Source organism: Devosia riboflavina, from assembly GCF_000743575.1.
Lineage (GTDB): Bacteria > Pseudomonadota > Alphaproteobacteria > Rhizobiales > Devosiaceae > Devosia > Devosia riboflavina.
The window spans coordinates 53,290-74,353 of sequence record NZ_JQGC01000014.1; the positions used below are offsets into that span (position 1 = coordinate 53,290).

The following is a 21,064-nucleotide window of genomic DNA, read 5'->3' on the forward strand; positions in this document are numbered from 1 at the left end:
ACCCGCCCTGCCATAGGCTCTTGCGGTCGATGGTGCCTTTTTGGGAGGGCGACCATGAAGGGCGTCATAGCTGCAGTTCTGAACGCATGGGCCGTCTGGGTGCCGATCCTGGGCGGAACCATGGCGTCCGTGCAAACCCTCTGGCAGTTGGACCTTTATCTGCGCGTCGGGCTGATGCTGGCCGGTGCAACTTTTAGCCTGTTGGCCGCATCGCATTTTCTCGGTCGGTTGTGCGCAACGAGGACCGGCTTTCCAAACGCACAACAAAAGGCCGCCCTCAGACGCAAAGCGTGGCTGAGCCGTGGGGCGATCATCCTTGCCACCGCTGCTCTGATTGTGCTGGTGCGCGTCGTCTTCGACCTCAGCGCCATCCAATATTGGCAGCCTCGGGATGCGGCCGGCGACAAGGCGATCATATATGCCTCCCTTGCCGGGGCCGAGCAGGTGAGCGTTTCCCTTCCGCCTAACGGTGGCTGTCTCGTCGGCGATCTGGCGGGCCGGGCCGGCGCGGATTGGATTCCAGCAGGGCTTGGCACCAGCAATCCCGGCATCATCATCCGGAACTTCGCGTTTCCCGAGGCGGTTGCCGTCAATTGCCGCCCAGGGACAATGACGTCCGAACTCGTCGTCGATGCCTTGCCGCCACCGCCCGTCAAGCCGCTGTCCGGCGCTGATGCCAGCCGGTGGCATTCTATTTTCCTGATATGGGGAGTGCTGTTATGCGCGCTTGGATTGGCCTGGTTTCAGTATCGCTCGCGTGCCTCGGTATAGGTGCGCTGGCGGGATACGCCTTTGCTCAGAATTCGGAACGGTTTGGCAGACTCGGCAAGCTCGCCGACGCCGTAGGGGGCGATTTTCTCGAGAGCGGCAGCGCCATGGCCGCCCCACCACACGCAACGACCATGCGGGAGGGCGAGTGCGAGGCTTTTGTCGGGGCCGAACCCTTCGACAGGGATGAGATCGTCGACGGCAGCTTCATCCTCAACATCGATGGCGAGCAGGCGCTCTTTTCCCTCATCGCGTGCTCCGCGGGATATAGGCCCAGCTACTATCCTTATCTCTCCAACGAAGTGCACGGAGAGACGATAAAGCCCTTCCCGATCCCCATGATCCCCCGCGACCTGGTCATGGCAGCGGACGGGCGATGGGAGGAACAGGCGGCAAACGCCATGCTGGCCCTCGCAAACACGGCGGGCGTCTACTATCGCGCCGACCCGCACCAGTTCGAAGCGGCCATGAGCCTGGCCGGACGGAAACTTCAGTCGGTCGATTCCGAAGTCGCCCAAGCCTTCGCCGGCCTCTATGGGGTGGCTGCCGCTTTCGGCCGGGTGGGGCAAGGAATCGTTTGCTGCTGAAAGGCAGCGCCAGGGCACAACCGAACCACAACGCATTCGCGCGAAAACCGCGCTCGATGCTACCAGTCTGCCAACGATTTCGGAGGAAATGGTGGAGCCAAGCGGGATCGAACCGCTGACCTCTTGCATGCCATGCAAGCGCTCTCCCAGCTGAGCTATGGCCCCATTCCGTGGGTACTTCAGGGGCAGTGCCCTGCTGAAGCGAGGCGGAACCTAGAGGATGATTCCGGACAACGCAAGTGCCTAAATGACACTTTTTTCATCCACCGGGGAAAACCCTCCCCGGTGGAAAAAATCAAATGAAATCAGCGGTCTTCGTCGTCGCCGACGTCAAAACCGAGGCCGTCATCGGCGTCGTCGTCTTCCTCTTCGAGGAACACGTCTTCTTCATCGTCGCCCAGTTCTTCGTCGACTTCGACATCGTCGACATCAGGGATTTCCTCGTCGCCGCCGCTCTCTTCGGCATCGGCATCCTCGAGGCTGACGATTTCGGGAGCGTTGGTGTCCTCGGCCTCTTCTTCTTCCTCGACCTCATCCTCATCGTCGATCTTGCGCGATGCGGTCGACGCCTTGCCGACGGCGAGGGTGTCGAAATAGGAGCGGGGATAGGACTTGCCGGTATAGGGCGAGACGATCGGATCCATGTTCAGATCGTAGAACTTCTTGCCGGTATCGGGATCGGTACGTTTCGTGCCGCGTTCGTTGGCCATTTACATGCCTCGTCGATAGGGGAAAATGCCTGTGGCTGGCCGCCGCGGCCGCGCCTGATATTCGGCCAGTCCGGTTAGGTGCAAAGCCGGGTTGTGTCAAATCCTAAATGCGGGAGAAGCAAGGGTGGCTCCATCGGCCAAAGCCATGCTAAGGCGGTCGATGATATGCCAAGCGCCGGGGTAAAGGTCATGATCATCGCCGTCGACGGACCGGCCGCTTCGGGCAAGGGCACCCTGGCCCAGGGTCTGGCGCGACACTACGGTCTGCCCCATCTCGATACGGGTCTGCTCTATCGCGCTGTCGGGGTGGCCGTGGAAGCCTTTGAAGACAAAGCCGAATTTGAAGCGGAAGCGGTAAAAGCCGCGCGAAAGCTTGATGCTGCGCACCTTGTCGATCTCGACACGCTCACCAGTGCCAGGGCCGGCACGCTGGCCTCAAAAGTCGCTGTAATCGCCGATGTGCGGAAAGCGCTGTTCGACTTCCAACGTAATTTTGCCACCCAAAGGGGTGGTGCGGTGCTCGACGGTCGCGACATCGGCACGAAAATCTGCCCCGATGCCGATGTGAAACTTTTCATCCAGGCCGACAGCAAGGCGCGCATGGAGCGCCGGGCCCGTCAGTTTGAATCGAAGGGACAGGTGGTTGATCGCTATGCCCTCTATCACCAGATAGAAGAGCGGGACGCCCGCGACATGCTCAATCCCAATGGCGGCTTCTACAAGTCCGACGACGCACACTTGCTCGATACGACACAACTGAGTATAGAGGCCGCACTCCGCGCTGCCATCGCGATTGTCGATGAGGCCATGGCGCTCAAGGCAGGGGAACGTCAGTTCTCCTAATTTCCTCCTTGAGGCTTTTGGGCTCCGACAGTCATCCAAAGCGTGTGGCCCGGAAACAGACTAAACAAATCGTCCTATCAGAGAAGCGGTGCTCCGTGCGCCGGCTTTGGCACTTGTGCCGAAGCGGACCCGAATTCTCGATGGGATCAGCAACCCCTCAACGACCGGTGCAACGGAGAAAAAATTTGGCACAGCAAACTGTGACTAAAGAAGATTTCGAATCGATGCTGCTCGACTCCTTTGTCGACAACGATGCCGCTGAAGGCACCGTTGTTCGTGGCAAAGTCGTCGCCATCGAAAAGGACCTGGCCATCATCGACGTCGGTCTCAAGACCGAAGGCCGCGTCCCGCTGAAGGAATTCGGCGCTGCCGGCCGCGATGGCACCATCACCATCGGCTCGGACGTCGAGGTCTATGTCGACCGCGTCGAAAACGCCATGGGCGAAGCCGTTCTGTCGCGCGAGAAGGCTCGCCGCGAAGAGAGCTGGGTCAAGCTCGAAGAGAAGTACAACGCCAATGAGCGCGTTGAAGGTACCATCTTCAACCAGGTCAAGGGTGGTTTCACCGTCGACCTCGAAGGTGCCGTGGCCTTCCTGCCGCGTTCGCAGGTCGACATCCGTCCGATCCGCGATATCGCTCCGCTCATGAACGTGCCGCAGCCGTTCCAGATCCTCAAGATGGACAAGCGTCGCGGCAATATCGTCGTTTCGCGTCGCGCCATCCTTGAAGAATCGCGCGCCGAACAGCGTTCGGAAATCGTACAGCAGCTCGAAGAGGGCCAGGTTGTCGACGGCGTGGTCAAGAACATCACCGACTATGGTGCGTTCGTTGATCTCGGCGGCATCGACGGCCTGCTGCACGTCACCGACATCGCATGGCGTCGCGTCAACCACCCGTCGGAAGTGCTCACGATCGGCGAGACCATCAAGGTCCAGATCGTTCGCATCAACCACGAGAGCCACCGTATCTCGCTCGGCATGAAGCAGCTCCAGGCTGATCCCTGGGAAGGCATCGAAGCCAAGTACCCGATCGGTGCAAAATTCTCTGGCCGCGTGACCAACATCACCGACTACGGCGCATTCGTCGAACTGGAACCGGGCATTGAAGGCCTGATCCACGTCTCGGAAATGAGCTGGACCAAGAAGAACGTCCACCCGGGCAAGATCGTCTCGACCTCGCAGGAAGTCGACGTCGTCGTGCTCGAAGTCGATCCGGACAAGCGCCGCATTTCGCTCGGTCTCAAGCAGACCCTGCAGAACCCGTGGGAAGCTTTTGCCGAGAAGAACCCGGTTGGCTCGACCATCGAAGGCGAAGTCAAGAACAAGACCGAATTCGGCCTGTTCATCGGCCTCGAAGGCGATGTGGACGGCATGGTTCACCTCTCCGATCTCGACTGGCAGAAGTCCGGTGAAGTCGCTCTCGACGACTACAACCGTGGCGACATCGTCAAGGCCAAGGTTCTCGACGTCGACGTCGAGAAGGAACGTATCTCGCTCGGTATAAAGCAGCTCGCTGCTGACGACCTGGCAGAAACCTCCGCTGCTGCTGGCGGCGAAGCCGGCGGTCTGCGCAAGAACGCCGTGGTCACGACGGAAGTCATCGAAGTCAACGAAGGCGGCATCGAAGTCCGCATCGCTGACAGCGAAGTGACGGCCTTCATCCGCCGCGCCGACCTCAGCCGCGACCGCAACGACCAGCGCCCGGAACGTTTCTCCAAGGGCGAAAAGGTCGACGCTCGCGTCACCCAGTACGACCGCAAGACCGGCCGCATCCAGCTCTCGATCAAGGCGCTCGAAATCGCCGAAGAACGTGAAGCCGTTGCGAACTTCGGTTCGTCGGATTCGGGCGCTTCGCTCGGCGACATCCTCGGCGCCGCCCTCAAGGGCCGCGACGAAAAGTAAGCGCTAGGCTTATTTGCAATCTTTCGGCCCGCGCTCTATCAGCGCGGGTCGTTTTGTTTGGGGATCGATTTCATGCTTTTCAGGGATGTCACCTGGCGCGCCATGAGTGGCTATGACCTCAACGCCGTCTCGAGCATTGCTGCAAAAGTGCATCCGGGCTTCTTCGAGGCCGACGAAGTGCTGGCCGAAAAGCACGCGCTTTATCGCAATGGCTGCTACCTGCTCGAAGTCGCCGAAAAGCCGGCCGGCTATGTGCTGAGCCATCCCTGGACGCGCGGCTCGCTACCGGCGCTCAACGCGCTGATCGGCGCGCTGCCCGATCAGCCGGACACTTTTTACATTCACGACCTTGCTTTGTTGCCCGTGACACGTGGCGTTGGCGCTGCCGGCCAGATCGTTGATGCGCTTACCAAGCATGCGAAGGCCATGGGTTTTCCCACCATGAGCCTTGTTGCCGTCAACGGCTCGGTGCCTTTCTGGGAAAAGCAGGGGTTTGTCGCCGAAGACCGCCCGGAACTGACCGAAAAGCTTGCCGCCTATGAAGATGCCGCGCGCTACATGGTAAAAATGCTCTAGGCGCAGAACGCCGCAGTCGGCCCAAACCATCTGGCCGTTTTGCCTGATGCGTGTATGGTCGCAGCATCTTCTGCAGGACTATGCCGTGACCCAGATCCCATCTTCCGAAGCGCACGAAGCACTGGCCGCCGACAGTTTTCGGCGCTCGCGCGGCCGCTGGCGCATCTTTGCCCTGGTCTGCGCGGCGGCCGTCATTTTGGCGCTGTTCGGGCGTTTTGCTCTCTCGGGAAACGCGGGCGGCGACGTCATTGCCCGCATCACCATCGACGGCACCATCTCGACCAATGCCGCCCGGCAAAAAGCCTTTTCGCGGCTGATCGAGGACGACAAGGTGAAAGCCGTGATCGTCGCCATCAATTCGCCTGGCGGCACCACGGCAGGCGGCGAGGAGCTCTACGAATCCCTCCGCCGGCTCAGCGCCGAAAAGCCGACCGTGTCGGTCATCAGCGAGCTTGGCGCCTCTGCTGCCTATATGACCGCCATCGGCACCGATCACATTTTTGCCCGGCGCCTTTCGATCGTCGGCTCGATCGGTGTGCTCTACCAGCATGTTAATGCCGGAAAACTGCTCGATACCATCGGCATCGACCTCGACAAGGTCGCCTCCGGTCCGCTCAAGGCAGAACCCGATTTCAACGAGCCGCTCGATGGCGCGCCGCGCGCTTCGCTCGCCGCCCTTGTCGAAGACAGCTTTGTCTGGTTCGTCGATATCGTGGCGGAACGCCGCAATATCCCCCGTCCCGCGGCGCTCGCGCTGGCCGATGGCCGTATCGTCACCGGCCGCGTCGCGCTTGAAAACCAGCTCATCGACGCCTTGGGCGGGGAAACCGAAGCGATCGCCTGGCTCGAAAGCGAGAAGGGCGTCACCGAAGATCTCCCCGTCATTTCCGCCTGGCCGCTACCAGACGAGGGTTTTGGCTGGGTCGGGCAATTGCTCGGCGGCTCGGCCCGCGCGGCATTGGGACTTCCTGCGGAAGGTCCTGTGATGCTTGACGGTTTGGTTTCGCTTTGGCAGGTTGGAACGAACCCCTGAGGCAAGGGGATGAGCGTCTTGGAGACCGGAGCCTTCCATGATCAAGTCTGAACTTGTCGAGAAGCTCGCCGCAGAGAATCCACATCTGTTCCAGCGCGACATCGAAAATATCGTCAATGCCATTCTCGACCAGATCGGGGATGCCATGGCGCGCGGTGACCGCGTCGAATTGCGCGGTTTTGGCGCCTTTTCCGTGAAAAACCGTCCGGCTCGCGTCGGGCGCAATCCCCGCACCGGCGAACAGGTCGATGTCGAGGAAAAATACGTGCCGCAGTTCAAGGCCGGCAAGGAAATCCGCGAGCGTCTCAATCGCGAATAGTCGCGAGACGCTTCTGGACCACTAGATAGCTCGGAAGACTGTATGGTCAGCAAGATCGTTGGTTGGCTCGTTCTGGTACCGCTTTGCGCGGTATTGGTCGCCTTTGCCCTCGCCAACCGGCAACTGGTCGCCATCAACCTCAATCCCTTCGGCGCTCCGGCTTCGGCCGATGCAGCCGGCTATGGCATTCCGCTCTTCGTCATTCTCTACATCGTGCTGCTGGTCGGGGTTCTGCTCGGCGGCACCGCGACCTGGTTTGCGCAAGGCCAGCACCGCAAGCGCGAGCGCCAGTGGCGTCGCGAAGCGCAGGCGCTGAATTCCGAGCTGGAAGCCCAGCGCCGGCGCCAGGGACAGGGCGGCGGCAATGCCCTTTCCGAAGTCGACGAAATATTGGACCTGCGGTGATCGCATGTTCTTGCCCCACTCATCCTAGCTCCGAGAGCCGAGTTCCGACCACGCGATGGCCGACCCCCTGATCATCAAAATCTGCGGCATCAAGACTTTTGCCATGCTCGACGCGGCTATTGCCGCCGGTGCCGACATGATCGGCTTCATGCATTTTGCCCGCTCACCCCGCCATGTTCCCATCGAAATGCTCGCCGAATTGATCTCGGCGGCGCGGGGGCAGGTCGAAAGCTGCGTGGTGCTGGTCAATCCCGACAATAGCTCGGTTGCCGAGGTCGCGGCGCTCGGCCCGGACTGGATCCAGCTCCATGGTCCGGAAACCCCGCATCGCGTCGAAGCCATTCGCGCCGAGGCCGGCGTCGAAATCATGAAGGCCCTGCCCATCGGTTCGGCCGAGGACGTCGCGCAGGTTGCCGGTTTTGTCGAGGTCGCCGACCGTATCCTGCTCGATGCCAAGCCGCCCAAGGGCGCCGACCGGCCGGGCGGATTGGGCGAAAGTTTTGACTGGTCGCTCCTCAATGCGCTTGACCCGTCCGTGCCCTTCATGCTTTCCGGTGGCCTGACGCCGGACAATGTCGCCGAGGCCATAAGAACCGTTTCGCCCTTTGGCATAGACGTGTCTTCGGGCGTCGAGCGGGCACCCGGCGAAAAGGACAAGAGGCTGATCGAAGCGTTCATCCGCAACGCCCGCGCGGCCGTATAGGGATCGTTTGCCGGGTCATCTCGGCAGCGCCGAGAGGAACTCTAATGGACGGCACCAATTCCCTGCGCAATGGCCCGGACGAGCATGGCCGTTTCGGGCTCTATGGCGGACGTTTCGTCGCCGAAACCCTGATGCCGCTGATCCTCGATCTCGAAAAGGAATATCGGGCCGCCAAGGTCGACCCGGAATACCAGGCCCAGATCAAGGACCTTGCCACCCACTATACCGGCCGCCCGAGCCCGCTCTATTATGCCGAGCGTCTCAGCAAGCATCTGGGCGGGGCAAAAGTCTGGTTCAAGCGCGAAGAGTTGAACCATACCGGCTCGCACAAGATCAACAATTGCCTGGGCCAGATTCTTCTCGCCAAGCGCATGGGCAAGACCCGCATCATCGCCGAAACCGGCGCTGGCCAGCACGGCGTGGCGACGGCAACGGTCTGCGCAAAATTCGACCTGCCCTGCACCATCTTCATGGGTGCCACCGACGTCGAGCGACAGATGCCCAACGTCCTGCGCATGAAGATGCTGGGCGCCGAAGTGCGTCCCGTGACCGCCGGTGCCGGTACGCTGAAAGACGCCATGAACGAGGCGCTGCGCGACTGGGTCACCAATGTCGAAAACACGTACTACCTGATCGGCACCGCGGCCGGCCCGCATCCCTATCCGGAAATGGTTCGGGATTTTCAGTCGGTTATCGGCACCGAATTGAAAGAGCAGTTCCGCGAGCTCGAAGGCAAGCTGCCGGATGCCGTGGTCGCCTGCGTCGGCGGCGGCTCCAATGCCATCGGCACTTTTCACGCCTTCTTGGACGATCCTGAGGTCGCGATCTATGGCGCCGAGGCCGGTGGCCACGGCATCGACATCGAAAACGGCCATGCTGCCTCGATGACCGGCGGCCGCCCGGGCGTACTGCATGGTAACCGTACCTATCTGCTGCAGGACAAGGACGGCCAGATCCTCGAAGGCCATTCCATCTCGGCCGGCCTCGACTATCCCGGCGTCGGCCCCGAGCACTCCTATCTCCACGATACCAAGCGCGTCACCTATGTGCCGATCACGGACAATGAAGCGCTCGAGGCCTTTCAGCTCTGCACCAAGATGGAAGGCATCATTCCCGCGCTCGAAAGCGCGCATGGCCTCGCGCAGGTCATAAAGCTCGCGCCGAAAATGGGCAAAGACCAGTCCGTTGTGCTGTGCCTTTCGGGCCGGGGCGACAAGGACGTCGAAAGCGTCGGTAAATATCTGGGGCTGCTGAAATAATGACCACCCGTATCGACCGCGCCTTCGCCGCCGCCAAGGCCGCCAATCGCCCCGCCTTCGTCACCTATCTCATGGGCGGCGACCCGGACCTCGCCACCAGCCAGGCCATTCTCAACGCCCTGCCGCAGGCCGGTGCCGATGTGATCGAACTGGGCCTGCCCTTTTCCGACCCCATGGCCGATGGCGTCGTCATCCAGATGGCCGGCCAGCGCGCTCTCAAGGCCGGGCAGACCCTCCTCGGCGTTTTGGGCATGGTCGAAGAATTCCGCCGCAAGGACGAGAATACGCCGATCGTGCTGATGGGCTACTACAACCCCATCTACAGCTTTGGCGTCGACAAATTCCTCGCAACCGCCAAGGAAGCGGGCGTCGATGGCCTCATCATCGTCGACCTGCCGGCCGAGGAAGACAATGAGCTCTGCATCCCCGCCCTCAAGGCCGGGATCAATTTCATTCGCCTGACGACGCCCACCACCGACGACAAGCGCCTGCCCGTCGTGCTCGAAAACACCTCGGGCTTTGTCTACTACGTGTCGATGACCGGCATTACCGGCGCCGCCATCAAGTCGCGCTCTGCCGTCGGCGAGGCCGTGAGCCGCATCAAGACCCATACCGATCTGCCCGTCGCCGTCGGCTTTGGTATCAAGACCGCCGAAGACGCCGCCGAAATCGGCAAGCATGCCGATGGCATCGTCGTCGGCACCGTGCTGGTGGACGCCGTCGCCAAGACGCTGGTCGATGGCAAGGCCACCGACAAGACCGTTTCGGCGGTTCGCGAACTGGTCGCTGACATCGCTGCCGGCGTAAAGCGGGCGCGGGCATAGATCCCATTCCCCGTCGTCACCACCGGGCTTGTCCCGGTGGTCCATGCCATCCACAGGATGGCAAGCCTCCCCAAGATGGATTGCCGGGACTAGCCCGGCAATGACGAAGGACTGAGGCGCTGTGCATAGGTCAGAGCCAGCCTTTGCCGCTGGCCTTTCCACCTGATAAGAATTGCCACAATTGACGTCTAGGTGACGTCCCAGAGCGTTTCAGAAACGCCGAAACGCTCTTGAGATCACCGCGAAAGGCCGCGCCATGAACTGGATCGACAATTTCGTCCGCCCCAAAATCCGCTCGTTCCTCACCAACAAGCGCGACACGCCGGAAAACCTTTGGGTGAAAGACCCCGAATCCGGCGAGATGGTGTTCTATCGCGATCTCGAAGCCAATCAGTGGGTCGTGCCGAATTCCGGCTACCACATGAAGATCAAGCCGACCGACCGGCTGAACACTTTTTTCGACGACGGCGCCTATGACCTCGTGCCGGTCGCTTCGGTCCCGGTCGATCCCTTAAAATTCCGCGACCAGAAGCGCTATACCGACCGCCTCAAGGAAAACCGCGCCAAGACCGGTTTCGAGGACAGCGTCATCGTCGCCACCGGCAAGCTTTACAAGCGCGACATCACCGTCGCGGTGCAGGATTTTGATTTCATGGGCGGCTCGCTTGGCATGGCTGCCGGCCAGGGCATCATCACCGGTCTCGAAACCGCCGTCGAGCGCAAGACGCCCTTCGTGCTGTTCGTGTCTTCCGGCGGCGCCCGCATGCAGGAAGGCGTGCTTTCGCTGATGCAGATGCCGCGCACCACCGTTGCCGTGCTGCGCCTGCGTGAAGCGGGTCTCCCTTTCTTCGTCGTCATCACCAATCCGACCACCGGCGGCGTCACTGCCTCCTATGCGATGCTGGGTGACGTCCATATTGCCGAACCGGGTGCCCTGATCGGCTTTGCCGGCCAGCGCGTCATCGAGCAGACGATCCGCGAAAAGCTCCCCAAGGGTTTCCAGCGCTCGGAATATCTCTATGAGCACGGCATGGTCGACATGGTCGTCCACCGCCACAACCTGCGCTCGACCATCGGCTCGCTCGCCAGCATTCTGACCCGCGCCCCGGCCAATGACGAGCTTTCGGGCTCGACCAGCAAGGCCATCGCGGCGCAGTCGAGCCTGCGGGACGCAGCCGTGGCCGCGGAAGGCGACGACGATCTCGCGCCTGCCGCCGCACATGCTGAATAGAGCCTTTACCGGCACTTAACGGCGTTCGCCTAACCTCGCGCAAATTAGTTCGCCCAGCCGACGGGAATCGGCCGGGCGTGCGCCTTTGCGAGGACACAGATGCGCCGCTTCTCCCTGCCGATTGCCCGGAAACTGCCCCTGGCCCTGCTTGGCTCCGCTCTTCTGGTCAGTGTCGGCGTCGGCTTGGCGAGCTATCTCATTGGCTCCCAGGCGCTGCGGGCCTCGGCGGAAAACACCCTTTCCACCCTTGCCTCGGAACGCGCCCGCCAGGTCTCCTCCTATATTCACGGCGTCGAGGAAGACCTCGTCGCCACCTCGCGCTCGGCCGATACGCAGCAAGCCCTGCGCGACTTTGCCGGCGCCTGGCTGCAGTTCAAGGTCGATCCGACCGCTGAAGTCCGCAAACTTTACGTCGACGACAATCCCAACAAGGATAACCTCTCGGCGCTCGACACATTGGGCACTACCGGCGCCTACGACGTCACCCATACGCGCTTCCATCCGGTCTTCCGCAACAAGGCGACCGCCCGGAGCTATCGCGACTTTTACCTGATGGATCTGAAGGGTTTTGTCGTCTACTCGCTGACCAAAGGCGAGGAATTCGGCACTAGTCTTGCCGAAGGCAGCCCGCTGGCGTCCACGGGCCTCGGCCGCGTCTTTGCCCAGGCCGTCGCTATCGAAAACGACAATGACATGGCCTTTGCCGATTACGAGGCCTATGCGCCGGCCGCCGGTCTTCCCGCCAGCTTCTTCGCGAAGCCCGTCTTCAATGCCCAGGGCCGCAAGATCGGCGTCGTCGCCTATCAGCTCCCCTCTATCGTGCTCGATGGCGTCGTCGGCGACCGCACCGGCCTCGGCGAAAGCGGCGAAGTCATCGTCGTCGGCTCCAATGGCCTCCTGCGCTCTGATTCCATCTTTACCCCCGACAATGATGCGCTGGTCACCGGCTTTGCCGGCCCGGTCCTGAACGCTGCCATTGCCGGCAACCAGACGATCGGGGAAACCACCGACTATCGCGCCACGCCCATGCTGGTCGCCGGTGCACCGATCACCACCAAGGGCGAGCCCTGGGCCGCCGTTGCGGTCATGGCCCAGGACGAGGTCCTGGCCCCCGTCGCCCAGATGCGCAACATGATGCTGGCCATCGGCGCAGGCCTCCTCGCCGTTGTCGCCGTCTTGAGCCTCCTCTTCTCGCGCTCCATCACCAAGCCGATCACCCGCCTCACCGGCACCATGGAAACCGTCGCATCCGGCGATTTCGATGCTGACGTGCCCGGCACTACCCGCCGCGACGAACTGGGCGCCATGGCCCGCGCCGTGGAAGTGTTCCGCGAAAACGGCCGCAAGATCAGCCAGCTCACCGAGGCCGAAGCCGCCCAGGCCCTGCGCAACCAGGCCGAACGCGCCGAGATGATGGTGACGCTGCAGCGCGCCTTCGGCGATGTGGTGGAAGCAGCCGTGTCAGGCGATTTCACCCGCCGCGTCGAAGCCAAATTCCCCGATACAGAGCTCAATACGCTGGCGCGCTCCGTCAATCGCCTCGTCGAAACCGTCGACCGCGGCCTGTCGGAAACCGGCTCGGTGCTTTCGGCGCTGGCCGACACCGACCTTACCCACCGCGTCAATGGCGACTATCAGGGCGCCTTTGCCCGCCTCAAGGACGATACCAATGCCGTGGCCGAGCGCCTCGGCGACATCGTCGGCCAGCTCCGCGCCACCTCCGGCACGCTGAAGCGCGCCACCGGCGAAATTCTTTCGGGTGCGAACGATCTCTCCGAACGCACGACCCGCCAGGCCGCGACCATCGAAGAAACCTCGGCCACGATGGAGCAGCTTGCCTCCACCGTACTCGACAATGCCGGCAAGGCGGAAGCGGCCAGCAAGAAGGCCCGCAACGTCTCCCAGGCCGCCGAAGAAGGTGGCGAGGTGATGAACGAGGCCACCAAGGCCATGGACCGGATCACCGCCTCCTCGGCCAAGATCTCCAACATTATCGGGCTCATCGATGACATCGCCTTCCAGACCAATCTGCTCGCCCTCAACGCCTCGGTGGAAGCCGCGCGCGCCGGTGAAGCGGGCAAGGGTTTTGCCGTGGTCGCCGTCGAAGTGCGCCGCCTCGCCCAGTCTGCCGCCAGCGCCTCCGCCGATGTGAAACTGCTGATCGAACAGTCGGCCAGCGAAGTGAAGGGCGGCACCCAGCTTGTGGGCGCAGCCGCCGGCAAACTCGCCGGCATGCTCGACGCCATCCGCGAAAACACGGCTGACTTGGAAGCCATCGCTCGCGGTAGCCGCACCCAGGCCTCCGCCATCGAAGAGGTCACCGTAGCCGTCCGCCAGATGGACGAGATGACCCAGCACAATGCGGCGCTGGTCGAAGAAACCAACGCTGCCATCGAGCAGACCGAAGGCCAGGCCGTTCGCCTCGATGAGATCGTCGAACAGTTCACCGTTTCGGCGGCCCCCGTGCGCGAAACCGAACCGGCCCGTGGCATCAAGGGGATGCAGGACAAGCTCAAATCGGTCGCCAGCACCTATCTGCGCCGCAGCAGCGGCAATGCGGCGGTGAAACTGGAAGACTGGTCGGAGTTTTGACACCAGATCGTCACCCTCGGGCTTGACCCGAGGGCTCTACACTGGCCGCGGCAATGCCAGGTGAAGTGTCCTCGGGTCAGGCCCGAGGATGACGGTCAGTGGTTCGCGCCCCTAGACAATTCCCCCCCTGCCCGGTTCTATCCCGGCATGGATACAACCGAGCGATTCCCCGATGTGATGCTGCTGGCCGCCGGCCTCGGCACTCGTATGCGCCCGCTGACGGACACAACCCCAAAGCCGCTGATCCCCGTGGCCGGCATACCCCTCATCGAGCGCGTCATCGGCAATGCCCGTGCGGAAGGGGCAAAGCGCTTCGTCGCCAATGCACATTATCGGGCCGATCAGGTTCTGGCTCATTTCGGCGGCCTCCTGAAGGTCAGCCGGGAGGACGAACTTCTGGGGACCGGCGGCGGCGTGAAGCGGGCGCTGCCCATGCTCCATTCCGACCCCTTCTTCGTCATGAACACCGACGCCTTCTGGCCCGAAGGCAGCGACCAGCCGCTCAAACGCATGATCGCCCGCCATACCGGCCCCGACGACATCGTCATGCTCTGCATCCAGCCGCGCCGCGCCACTGGCTTTTCACGCAGCCACGATTTCTGCCTCGCTCCCGATGGCCTCGTCACTCGCGACTATGGCTCGCCTGTCATCTATGGCGGCGTGCTGCTGCTCAGTCGCGAGATCTTCGCTGATAGCCCCGATGGCGCGTTCTCGCTCTATCCCCTCCTAGAAGCAGCGCTTGAGCGCGAAACCCTAAAAGGCGTCGTCCTCGACGCGCCCTGGTTCCATGTCGGCGACCCCAATGGCCTCGCCGAAGCCGAACGCCTCCTGGGCGCTTCATGACCATTTTCTCGATCGCCCCGCATTCGCCCTTCCTGCCGACGCTGGCAGACGCGATCATGGACGGCCGCCTGCTCGGTGACTGGTCGCGCGAAAACCCTTTTTGGCTCAGTGACGTCACCATCATCCTGCCCACACAGCGCGCCCGCGAGGCCCTGGCGGAAGCATTTTCCAGGCATCCTGACTTCACCGGCCTTCTGCCCGATATCCGCACCTTTGGCGGCGACGAGGGCGACGAAGAACCTTTTCTGCCACCGTTCGACGCGCCGCCGAGCCTCCCCGCCGCTACGACGCTGGAGCGCCGCCTGATCCTGTCGCGACTCGTCGCCGCCTGGGCCCATAGCCCTGCCGGCGGCCAAGCCTTTTCGACCCCGCCGACCGCGGCCGAAATCTTCTCCATGGCTGACTCGCTCGCCCATGTCTTTGACGACCTCGCTATTGCGGAACGCGGCCCCGGCGAGTTGCGCGCCCTCGGCGATCAACTCGGCCCGGAACTTGGCGCCTATTGGCAGCAAACCCTGACCTTCCTCGATATCGCCCTTTCGTCTTGGCCGCTGATGCTGGAAGACCGGAAGCGCGCCGACCCTTCGCAGCTCCGCGGCGCGAGGCTCGACCGGCAGGCCGAAGGCGCGCCGCTGATCTATGGCGACCGCCCCGTCATCGCCGCCGGCTCCACCGGCTCGATCCCGGCTACCGCTCGGCTTCTGAAGGCTCTCGAACGTCTGCCGCGTGGCGCTTTGGTGCTGCCCGGCCTCGACACGACCATGTCGTCCGACACCCACGCGGCCCTGCTCGATCCCGAGCAAAGCTCGCATGGCCATCCGCAATATCACCTCGCAAAACTGCTTCGCACGCTAGGCGCCAGCCCGCCCGAGGTGATCGAACTCGCTCCCAGCGAGCATCCCCGCACCCCATTGCTCCACCGCGCCCTGGCCCTGACCTCGGAAACCGCGCTCTGGGCCGAGCAGCGCCCCGAGGCAGAAACCCGCGACGCCGCCCTTGCCGGCGTTTCCATCATCGCCGCCCGCCATGAAGACGAGGAAGCCCGCGCCATCGCCATCGCCGCACGCGAGGCCCTCACCAACAAACAGACTGTCGGTATCATTACGCCCGACCGGAATCTCGCCCGCCGAATCGCTGCCGAACTCGGCCGCTTTGGCGTGGTCGTCGACGACGCCGCCGGCGCGCCGCTGTTCCAGTCGACCATTGGCCGCCTCGCCCGCCAGATTCTGACGCTTGCCGTCAACAAATGCGCCGCCGTCGACCTGATCTCGCTCCTCCGCAATCGCGCCAGCCTGTTCGGCCGCAGCCGCGGCGAAATTTCCAATCTCGCCGACGATATCGAACTAGCCCTGCTGCGCGGCCAAAGGCCAGCCCCCGGCCTTGATGGCGTACGCGCGGCACTGGCCCAGCACGTCATCGAGCCGCCGAAGGGCGCAGCGCGCCGTCTCAACGAGAACCATGCCCCGAATATCCTCGCGCTCCTCGACGATATTTCCACCGCCCTCACCCCGCTCACCCGCCTCATCGCCTCCCCGCTGATCCGTGCCGCCGATCTCGCTGACGCCATCGTCAGCGCTGTCGACCTCGTCTCTGCCGGCGCCCCAGTGCGCGGTCGCGACGAATTGCAGGCTTGGGCCGATGAAATGGCCAAGCTCACCGGCGAGGGCCACGCCTTTGCCCCAGCCGGACTCGATGCCGTGCTTTCCGCCCTCATGCAGGGTTTTCAGGTTCGCAACCGGCTCGACAGCCGCAAGGACATCGCCATCTGGGGCCAGATCGAAGCTCGTTTGATGTCGCCCGACCTGATGATCCTCGGCGCCCTCAACGAAGATATCTGGCCCGAGCCAGCCGATCCCGGTCCCTGGCTCAGCCGCGGCATGCGCCTCGCCACCGGCCTCGAGCCGCCCGAACGTTTGCAGGGCCTTGCCGCCCACGATTTTGCCCAGGCCATGGGCAATGCCAAGGTGATCGTCGCCTATGCCGATCGCATCGGCACCAGCCCTTCTTTGCCCTCGCGCCTCGTGCAGCGCCTCGATGCTTTTGCCGGCGAAGACGCGGCCAAAGCCATGCGCCAGCGCGGCCGCGGCTGGATCGAGGCAGCTCGCGCCATCGATGCTGTCGAGACGACCACTCCCGCCACCCGTCCCCTGCCCAATCCGCCCGCCAGTATTCGTCCGCGAAAACTGTCGGTCACCGAGGTCGAGACGCTGATGCGCTCGCCCTATGATCTCTATGCCAAGCACGTGCTAAAACTGCGCCAGCTCGATCCGCTCGGCGACGTGCCCGACGCCCGCGAGCGCGGCACCATCATCCACGACGCCTTTGCGCGTTTCGTCGAGGAGGGTCACGACCCCACCGCGCCCGACGCCTTCGAAAAACTCATGGCCATCGCCGCCGACGCCTTTTCGGGCCTCGAAGCGATAGGCGAACGTCGCGATATCTGGCTCAAGCGCTTTGGCACCGCCGCCGAGCAGTTTTTGGCTTTCGAGCGCGAGCGCCACCCCCGCGTGCGCCAACGCCATGCCGAACTCAAGGGCAGGATGCCGCTTCACCTCGCCGGAGCATTTGAAATCACCGGCCAGGCCGACCGCGTCGACGAGATGACCGACGGCACCGTCGAAATTCTGGATTTCAAAACCGGCTCGCCGCCCACCCCGGCCATGATGAAGGCTTTTGAGGCGCCCCAATTGCTGATGGAGGCCGTTATGACCCAGGCCGGCGCCATGACTGGCATCGCCGCCGCCCCGACAAGCGCCCTCACCTATGTCAAAATCGGCCTCGGTCCCGAGGCTTTTGTGCCTTCAGACTTCAAGGCAGCCGATGGCATGCCGCTGATGGAAGCCGCCGACGAGATCAACCGCCGGTTGCAAAGCCATATCGACCACTTCCTCTTCCGCGAGACGCCTATGCCGGCGCGCCTGCTGCCGCTCGCCGGCCAGCGTTTTGCCGGCCCCTATGACCATCTGGCGCGCGTCGCTGAATGGACCCAAGTCGATGGCGGGGAGGACGAGGCATGAGCGCCGAACGCGGAGAACTCTCCGTCCCCTTTGACACCAGAAGCGCGCAAAGCCGCGCCACAGATCCCAGCCATTCGATCTGGGTGGAGGCCAATGCCGGCTCCGGCAAAACCTTCGTGCTCACCCGCCGCGTGTTGCGGCTGCTGCTGGCTGGGGTAAAGCCGGAATCCATCCTCTGCCTCACCTATACCAAGGCGGCCGCGGCGGAGATGCGCAAACGCGTCTCGCAGCAACTTGCCGAGTGGGCCGTCATCGAAGAAGCAAAGCTGCTCGAGAAGCTTTCGGACCTCCTCGGTTCGCCGCCGGACGCAAAAAGTCTACACGCCGCGCGCACGCTTTTCGCCCGCGCCCTCGAAACCCCCGGCGGGTTGCGCATCCTCACCATCCACGCCTTTTGCGAAGCCGTGCTGCATCGCTTCCCTATCGAAGCTGGCGTGCCCTTCGATTTTTCGGTGATCGAGGAAGACCAGCAGATCCAGCTCATCCTCGCCGCCCGCGAAAGCGTGCTGGCGGAGGGGCTTCGCGGGGGTGCTAATGGTCAAGCGGTCGAGACCCTTTTTCATCTGCTCAGCGACCATCACATCGGCGAAGCCATCGGCGCTGCCCTCTCAAAAGGCGCCCGGTTGAAGCCGCTTCTGGCGGATCCCGAAGGCGCCAAGGCGCGGCTAAAACGCCTTGCGGGCGCAGGCAGCGAGACTGCCGCCGAGCTGAATGAAAGCGCTGTGCGCGATACGCTCCTCGCCCCCAACGTTCTCCGCCATCTGCTTTCGTCGCTGGGCGGCAATCCTCATGGCCATCGCAAATGCGTCGACACTCTCGCCCGGCTCGATCCCGAGCGCCCAGATAAAGACACGCTGCATGCCGCCTTCTTCACCACCGAAGGAAAGCCCCGCACCAGCCTCCTCACCAAAACCGAGCGGCACGCCCATCCGCACCTGTTCGAGCTCCTGACCCGCGAGCAGGATCGCCTCATCGCTCTGGATGAAAAAATCCGCGCCGCCCGGCTCGTCGAGCGCAGCAATGCCGTGCTCGACATTCTGGTCGCCATCGCGAAGCGCTACGAGGATCAAAAGCGCCGCCGGGCCCTGCTTGATTTCGACGATCTCGTCGACCGCCTCGGCGATCTCCTCGACAATCTCGAGATCGGCCCCTGGGTGCAATACAAGCTCGATGCCGGCATCGAGCACATCCTCGTGGATGAAAGCCAGGACACCAATGACCAGCAATGGCGCGTGGTGCGAGCGCTGGCTGCCGAATTCTTCGTTGGCGAAGGTGCCGCGCGTCGTCCACGCTCGGTCTTTGCTGTGGGCGACCAGAAGCAATCGATCTATTCCTTCCAGGGCGCGCAGCCGGCCCTCTTTGGCACCACCGGCTACGACTTCGCCCGCCGCGCAGAGGCGGCCGAAATGGCCTTTGCCCGCCTGCCGCTCCACACCAGCTTTCGAACTCTCTCCGGCATTCTCGACGCCGTCGACAAGGTTTGCCGCCGTTCCGACATCCAGCTCGCGCTTCTAGCCACCGATCCGGTCGTGCATACCGCCGCCCGCAGCCAGCCCGGCGGCACGGTCACGCTCTGGCCGCCCGTTCAGGCGCAAAAATCCGAAGTCGGCGATGGCCAATGGCCGCTTGAACCTGTCGAGGCCGAGCAGAGCGCCGCGCGGCAGGTCGCCATGCGCATTGCCCGCGAGATCAAGGGTTGGATCGACAACCGGCGTCCGCTGACCCAACGCGGCCGCGCCGTTACCGCCGATGACGTTCTCATCCTCGTCCAGTCGCGCAGCGCCCTGTTCCAGGAAGTGATCCGCGCCCTGCGCCTCTTCCACGTGCCGACCCCCGGCGCCGACCGGTTGGCCGTCACCGGCCATATCGCCGTGCTCGATCTCCTGGCGCTGATCGACGTGCTGCTCAATCCAGCCGATGACCTGCAACTGGCTGCGCTTCTCCGCTCGCCGCTCTTCGATTTTTCCGAGGACGATCTTTTCAACCTCGCCAGCACCCGCGCAGACCGGCAAACCCTCTGGTCCGCGCTCCTCGCCTCGGCCCTGCCCGCGTCCCGTGCCGCCGCCGAGCGCCTCACCGCCTGGCGCGCCAATCTCGATTTTGAACGGCCCTTCGAGTTCCTGACAAAAGTTCTCTATGCCGATCAGGGCCTAAAACGCTTCCACGCCCGCCTCGGCACGGAAGTCGACGAAGTCATTTCCGAGTTTCTGGAACTGGCGCTCAATCACGAGCAGAACGCACAACCCTCGCTGCAGGGTTTTGCCGCCGACATGCGCCAGCGCAATGTCTCGATCAAGCGCGAGCTGGCCGAAGGGGGCGGCGGCGTCCGCGTCATGACGGTGCATGGGGCCAAGGGTCTCGAAGCGCCCATCGTCATCATGGCCGATGCAGCGAGCAAGCCTGCAGCCAAGCAGGTCGGCAGCCCGATCTACATCGTCTCCGAAAATCCCGGCCCGCTCCTCATCCATGCCTCCAACAAGGCCCAGCACGTCCCGGCAACGCTGGAGATCAAGGAAAAGACCGACGCCAATCTGGCGCAGGAATATTGGCGAAAACTCTATGTCGCCATGACCCGCGCCGAGGACGAACTCTATGTCACAGGCGCTTTGACCCTGAACGGCAAGCTCGACGGCACCTGGTACCAGGCCATAGAATCGGCCCTGTCCGACAATGCCGAAGTTTTGGAACTGGCCGACGGCACTTCTGCCCTCGTCTATCCCATCGTTCGTCCGCTGCCGGCAGCAATTGCAGGCGGCGCGACCACCAGTGCAAAGCCCGCGCGCTGGGTCGACCCCGCACCCTTACCCGCCTTTGTCCCTCCGGCCACCACGTCTCCCTCCCGAGCGCATGAGGCCTACGGCGATGAGCCAGCCCTTGCTACCGCCGCCGAGCGCGTGCGCGACGCAGAGACGGCACGAAAATCCGGCATCGCCCTCCACGCCCTGCTGCAGCATCTGGGCCGGATCGATCGCGGCCTCTGGCCAAAGGTGATTCCCCGCGCCCTCGAAGTGCTGTTGCCCGACATGCCGAAAGAACAGGCGCGTCTCGCCCCAAAGGCCCTGTCCATTCTCGATAGCCTGGAATTCGCCTATCTCTTCGGGACAGGCAGCCGCGCCGAAGTGCCGTTTCTCGTCGATGTCATCCGCGACGGGGAACCCATCCGCCTCTCGGGGCGTATAGACAGGCTCGTAGTTGACGACCACAGCGTGTTGGTGATCGACTACAAGTCCGACGCAACGGCGCCGAAAACGGCTGTCGACGTGCCTCCGAGGTACGTTACGCAACTGTCGCTATATGCGCTGGTTGCAAGCCAGCTTTTCCCCGGCCGGACCGTTCGCGCGGCAATTCTGTGGACCGAGTTGGAATCATTGATGAATTTGCCGTCCGAGCTTCTCGAACAAGCGCGTGGGAATTTCACCCTCAAGTGAACGACCTTGTCCAAAGGCTGGACTC

At 63.1% G+C, this 21,064-nt stretch carries 17 protein-coding genes and 1 tRNA gene; 16 read left to right on the top strand and 2 right to left on the bottom strand.

The genetic code is table 11. The features are described 5' to 3' along the window. The first annotated feature begins 54 nt into the window (after positions 1–54). Both JP75_RS15045 and JP75_RS15050 read left to right on the top strand, forming a co-directional pair. Entirely contained in the window at positions 55–771 is a 717-nt protein-coding gene (locus tag JP75_RS15045) for a hypothetical protein (protein ID WP_035084440.1), read from the top strand. Next, positions 720–1,355, top strand: a complete 636-nt coding sequence (locus JP75_RS15050) for a hypothetical protein (protein ID WP_035084441.1) — start codon at positions 720–722, stop codon at positions 1,353–1,355. Before JP75_RS15045 ends, JP75_RS15050 begins: the two co-directional genes overlap by 52 nt. An 89-nt stretch (positions 1,356–1,444) precedes the next feature. On the opposite strand, the gene JP75_RS15055 is transcribed toward JP75_RS15050, so the two are convergent. Then, positions 1,445–1,520, bottom strand: a tRNA-Ala gene (locus tag JP75_RS15055). Between the two features lie 140 nt (positions 1,521–1,660). After that, positions 1,661–2,065 carry a TIGR02300 family protein gene (locus JP75_RS15060; RefSeq protein ID WP_035084442.1) on the bottom strand — a complete coding sequence of 135 codons (405 nt, stop codon included), beginning with the start codon at positions 2,063–2,065 and terminating at the stop codon, positions 1,661–1,663. 189 nt (positions 2,066–2,254) lie between these two features. On the opposite strand from JP75_RS15060, the gene JP75_RS15065 reads away from it, so the two are divergent. The 14 genes from JP75_RS15065 (at position 2,255) to addA (ending at position 21,039) form a co-directional block, all read left to right on the top strand. After that, on the top strand, positions 2,255–2,908 hold the full coding sequence (locus JP75_RS15065) for a (d)CMP kinase (protein WP_035084547.1): 654 nt from the start codon (positions 2,255–2,257) through the stop codon (positions 2,906–2,908). Between the two features lie 185 nt (positions 2,909–3,093). Continuing rightward, positions 3,094–4,809: a 30S ribosomal protein S1 gene (gene rpsA / locus JP75_RS15070; protein ID WP_035084443.1), complete on the top strand. Its 1,716-nt coding sequence runs from the start codon at positions 3,094–3,096 to the stop codon at positions 4,807–4,809. 72 nt (positions 4,810–4,881) lie between these two features. Beyond that, entirely contained in the window at positions 4,882–5,385 is a 504-nt protein-coding gene (locus JP75_RS15075; protein ID WP_035084444.1) for a GNAT family N-acetyltransferase, read from the top strand. 85 nt (positions 5,386–5,470) lie between these two features. Further along, positions 5,471–6,418: a signal peptide peptidase SppA gene (gene sppA / locus JP75_RS15080; protein ID WP_201772945.1), complete on the top strand. Its 948-nt coding sequence runs from the start codon at positions 5,471–5,473 to the stop codon at positions 6,416–6,418. Positions 6,419–6,455: 37 nt separating this feature from the next. Next, positions 6,456–6,737, top strand: coding sequence for an integration host factor subunit beta (locus tag JP75_RS15085; protein ID WP_035084445.1), 282 nt, complete (start codon positions 6,456–6,458; stop codon positions 6,735–6,737). Between the two features lie 42 nt (positions 6,738–6,779). Beyond that, positions 6,780–7,142 carry a lipopolysaccharide assembly protein LapA domain-containing protein gene (locus JP75_RS15090; RefSeq protein WP_035084446.1) on the top strand — a complete coding sequence of 121 codons (363 nt, stop codon included), beginning with the start codon at positions 6,780–6,782 and terminating at the stop codon, positions 7,140–7,142. A 55-nt stretch (positions 7,143–7,197) separates the two neighbouring features. After that, positions 7,198–7,845, top strand: coding sequence for a phosphoribosylanthranilate isomerase (locus tag JP75_RS15095; protein ID WP_035084447.1), 648 nt, complete (start codon positions 7,198–7,200; stop codon positions 7,843–7,845). A 44-nt stretch (positions 7,846–7,889) separates the two neighbouring features. Further along, positions 7,890–9,104 carry a tryptophan synthase subunit beta gene (trpB, locus tag JP75_RS15100; RefSeq protein WP_035084448.1) on the top strand — a complete coding sequence of 405 codons (1,215 nt, stop codon included), beginning with the start codon at positions 7,890–7,892 and terminating at the stop codon, positions 9,102–9,104. Further along, on the top strand, positions 9,104–9,928 hold the full coding sequence (gene trpA, locus JP75_RS15105; RefSeq protein ID WP_035084449.1) for a tryptophan synthase subunit alpha: 825 nt from the start codon (positions 9,104–9,106) through the stop codon (positions 9,926–9,928). The genes trpB and trpA overlap by 1 nt, the downstream gene beginning before the upstream one ends. A gap of 256 nt (positions 9,929–10,184) precedes the next feature. Continuing rightward, a complete protein-coding gene (gene accD, locus JP75_RS15110) occupies positions 10,185–11,159 on the top strand; it encodes an acetyl-CoA carboxylase, carboxyltransferase subunit beta (protein WP_035084450.1) in 975 nt (324 codons plus the stop codon). A gap of 99 nt (positions 11,160–11,258) precedes the next feature. Beyond that, entirely contained in the window at positions 11,259–13,751 is a 2,493-nt protein-coding gene (locus JP75_RS27065; RefSeq protein ID WP_051960747.1) for a methyl-accepting chemotaxis protein, read from the top strand. Between the two features lie 147 nt (positions 13,752–13,898). Beyond that, positions 13,899–14,594 carry a nucleotidyltransferase family protein gene (locus JP75_RS15120; protein WP_035084453.1) on the top strand — a complete coding sequence of 232 codons (696 nt, stop codon included), beginning with the start codon at positions 13,899–13,901 and terminating at the stop codon, positions 14,592–14,594. Continuing rightward, on the top strand, positions 14,591–17,611 hold the full coding sequence (gene addB / locus JP75_RS15125) for a double-strand break repair protein AddB (protein ID WP_035084455.1): 3,021 nt from the start codon (positions 14,591–14,593) through the stop codon (positions 17,609–17,611). The genes JP75_RS15120 and addB overlap by 4 nt, the downstream gene beginning before the upstream one ends. Next, complete coding sequence (gene addA / locus JP75_RS15130) at positions 17,608–21,039, top strand: double-strand break repair helicase AddA (protein ID WP_035084457.1); 3,432 nt, start codon at positions 17,608–17,610, stop codon at positions 21,037–21,039. The genes addB and addA overlap by 4 nt, the downstream gene beginning before the upstream one ends. Positions 21,040–21,064: the final 25 nt, after the last annotated feature.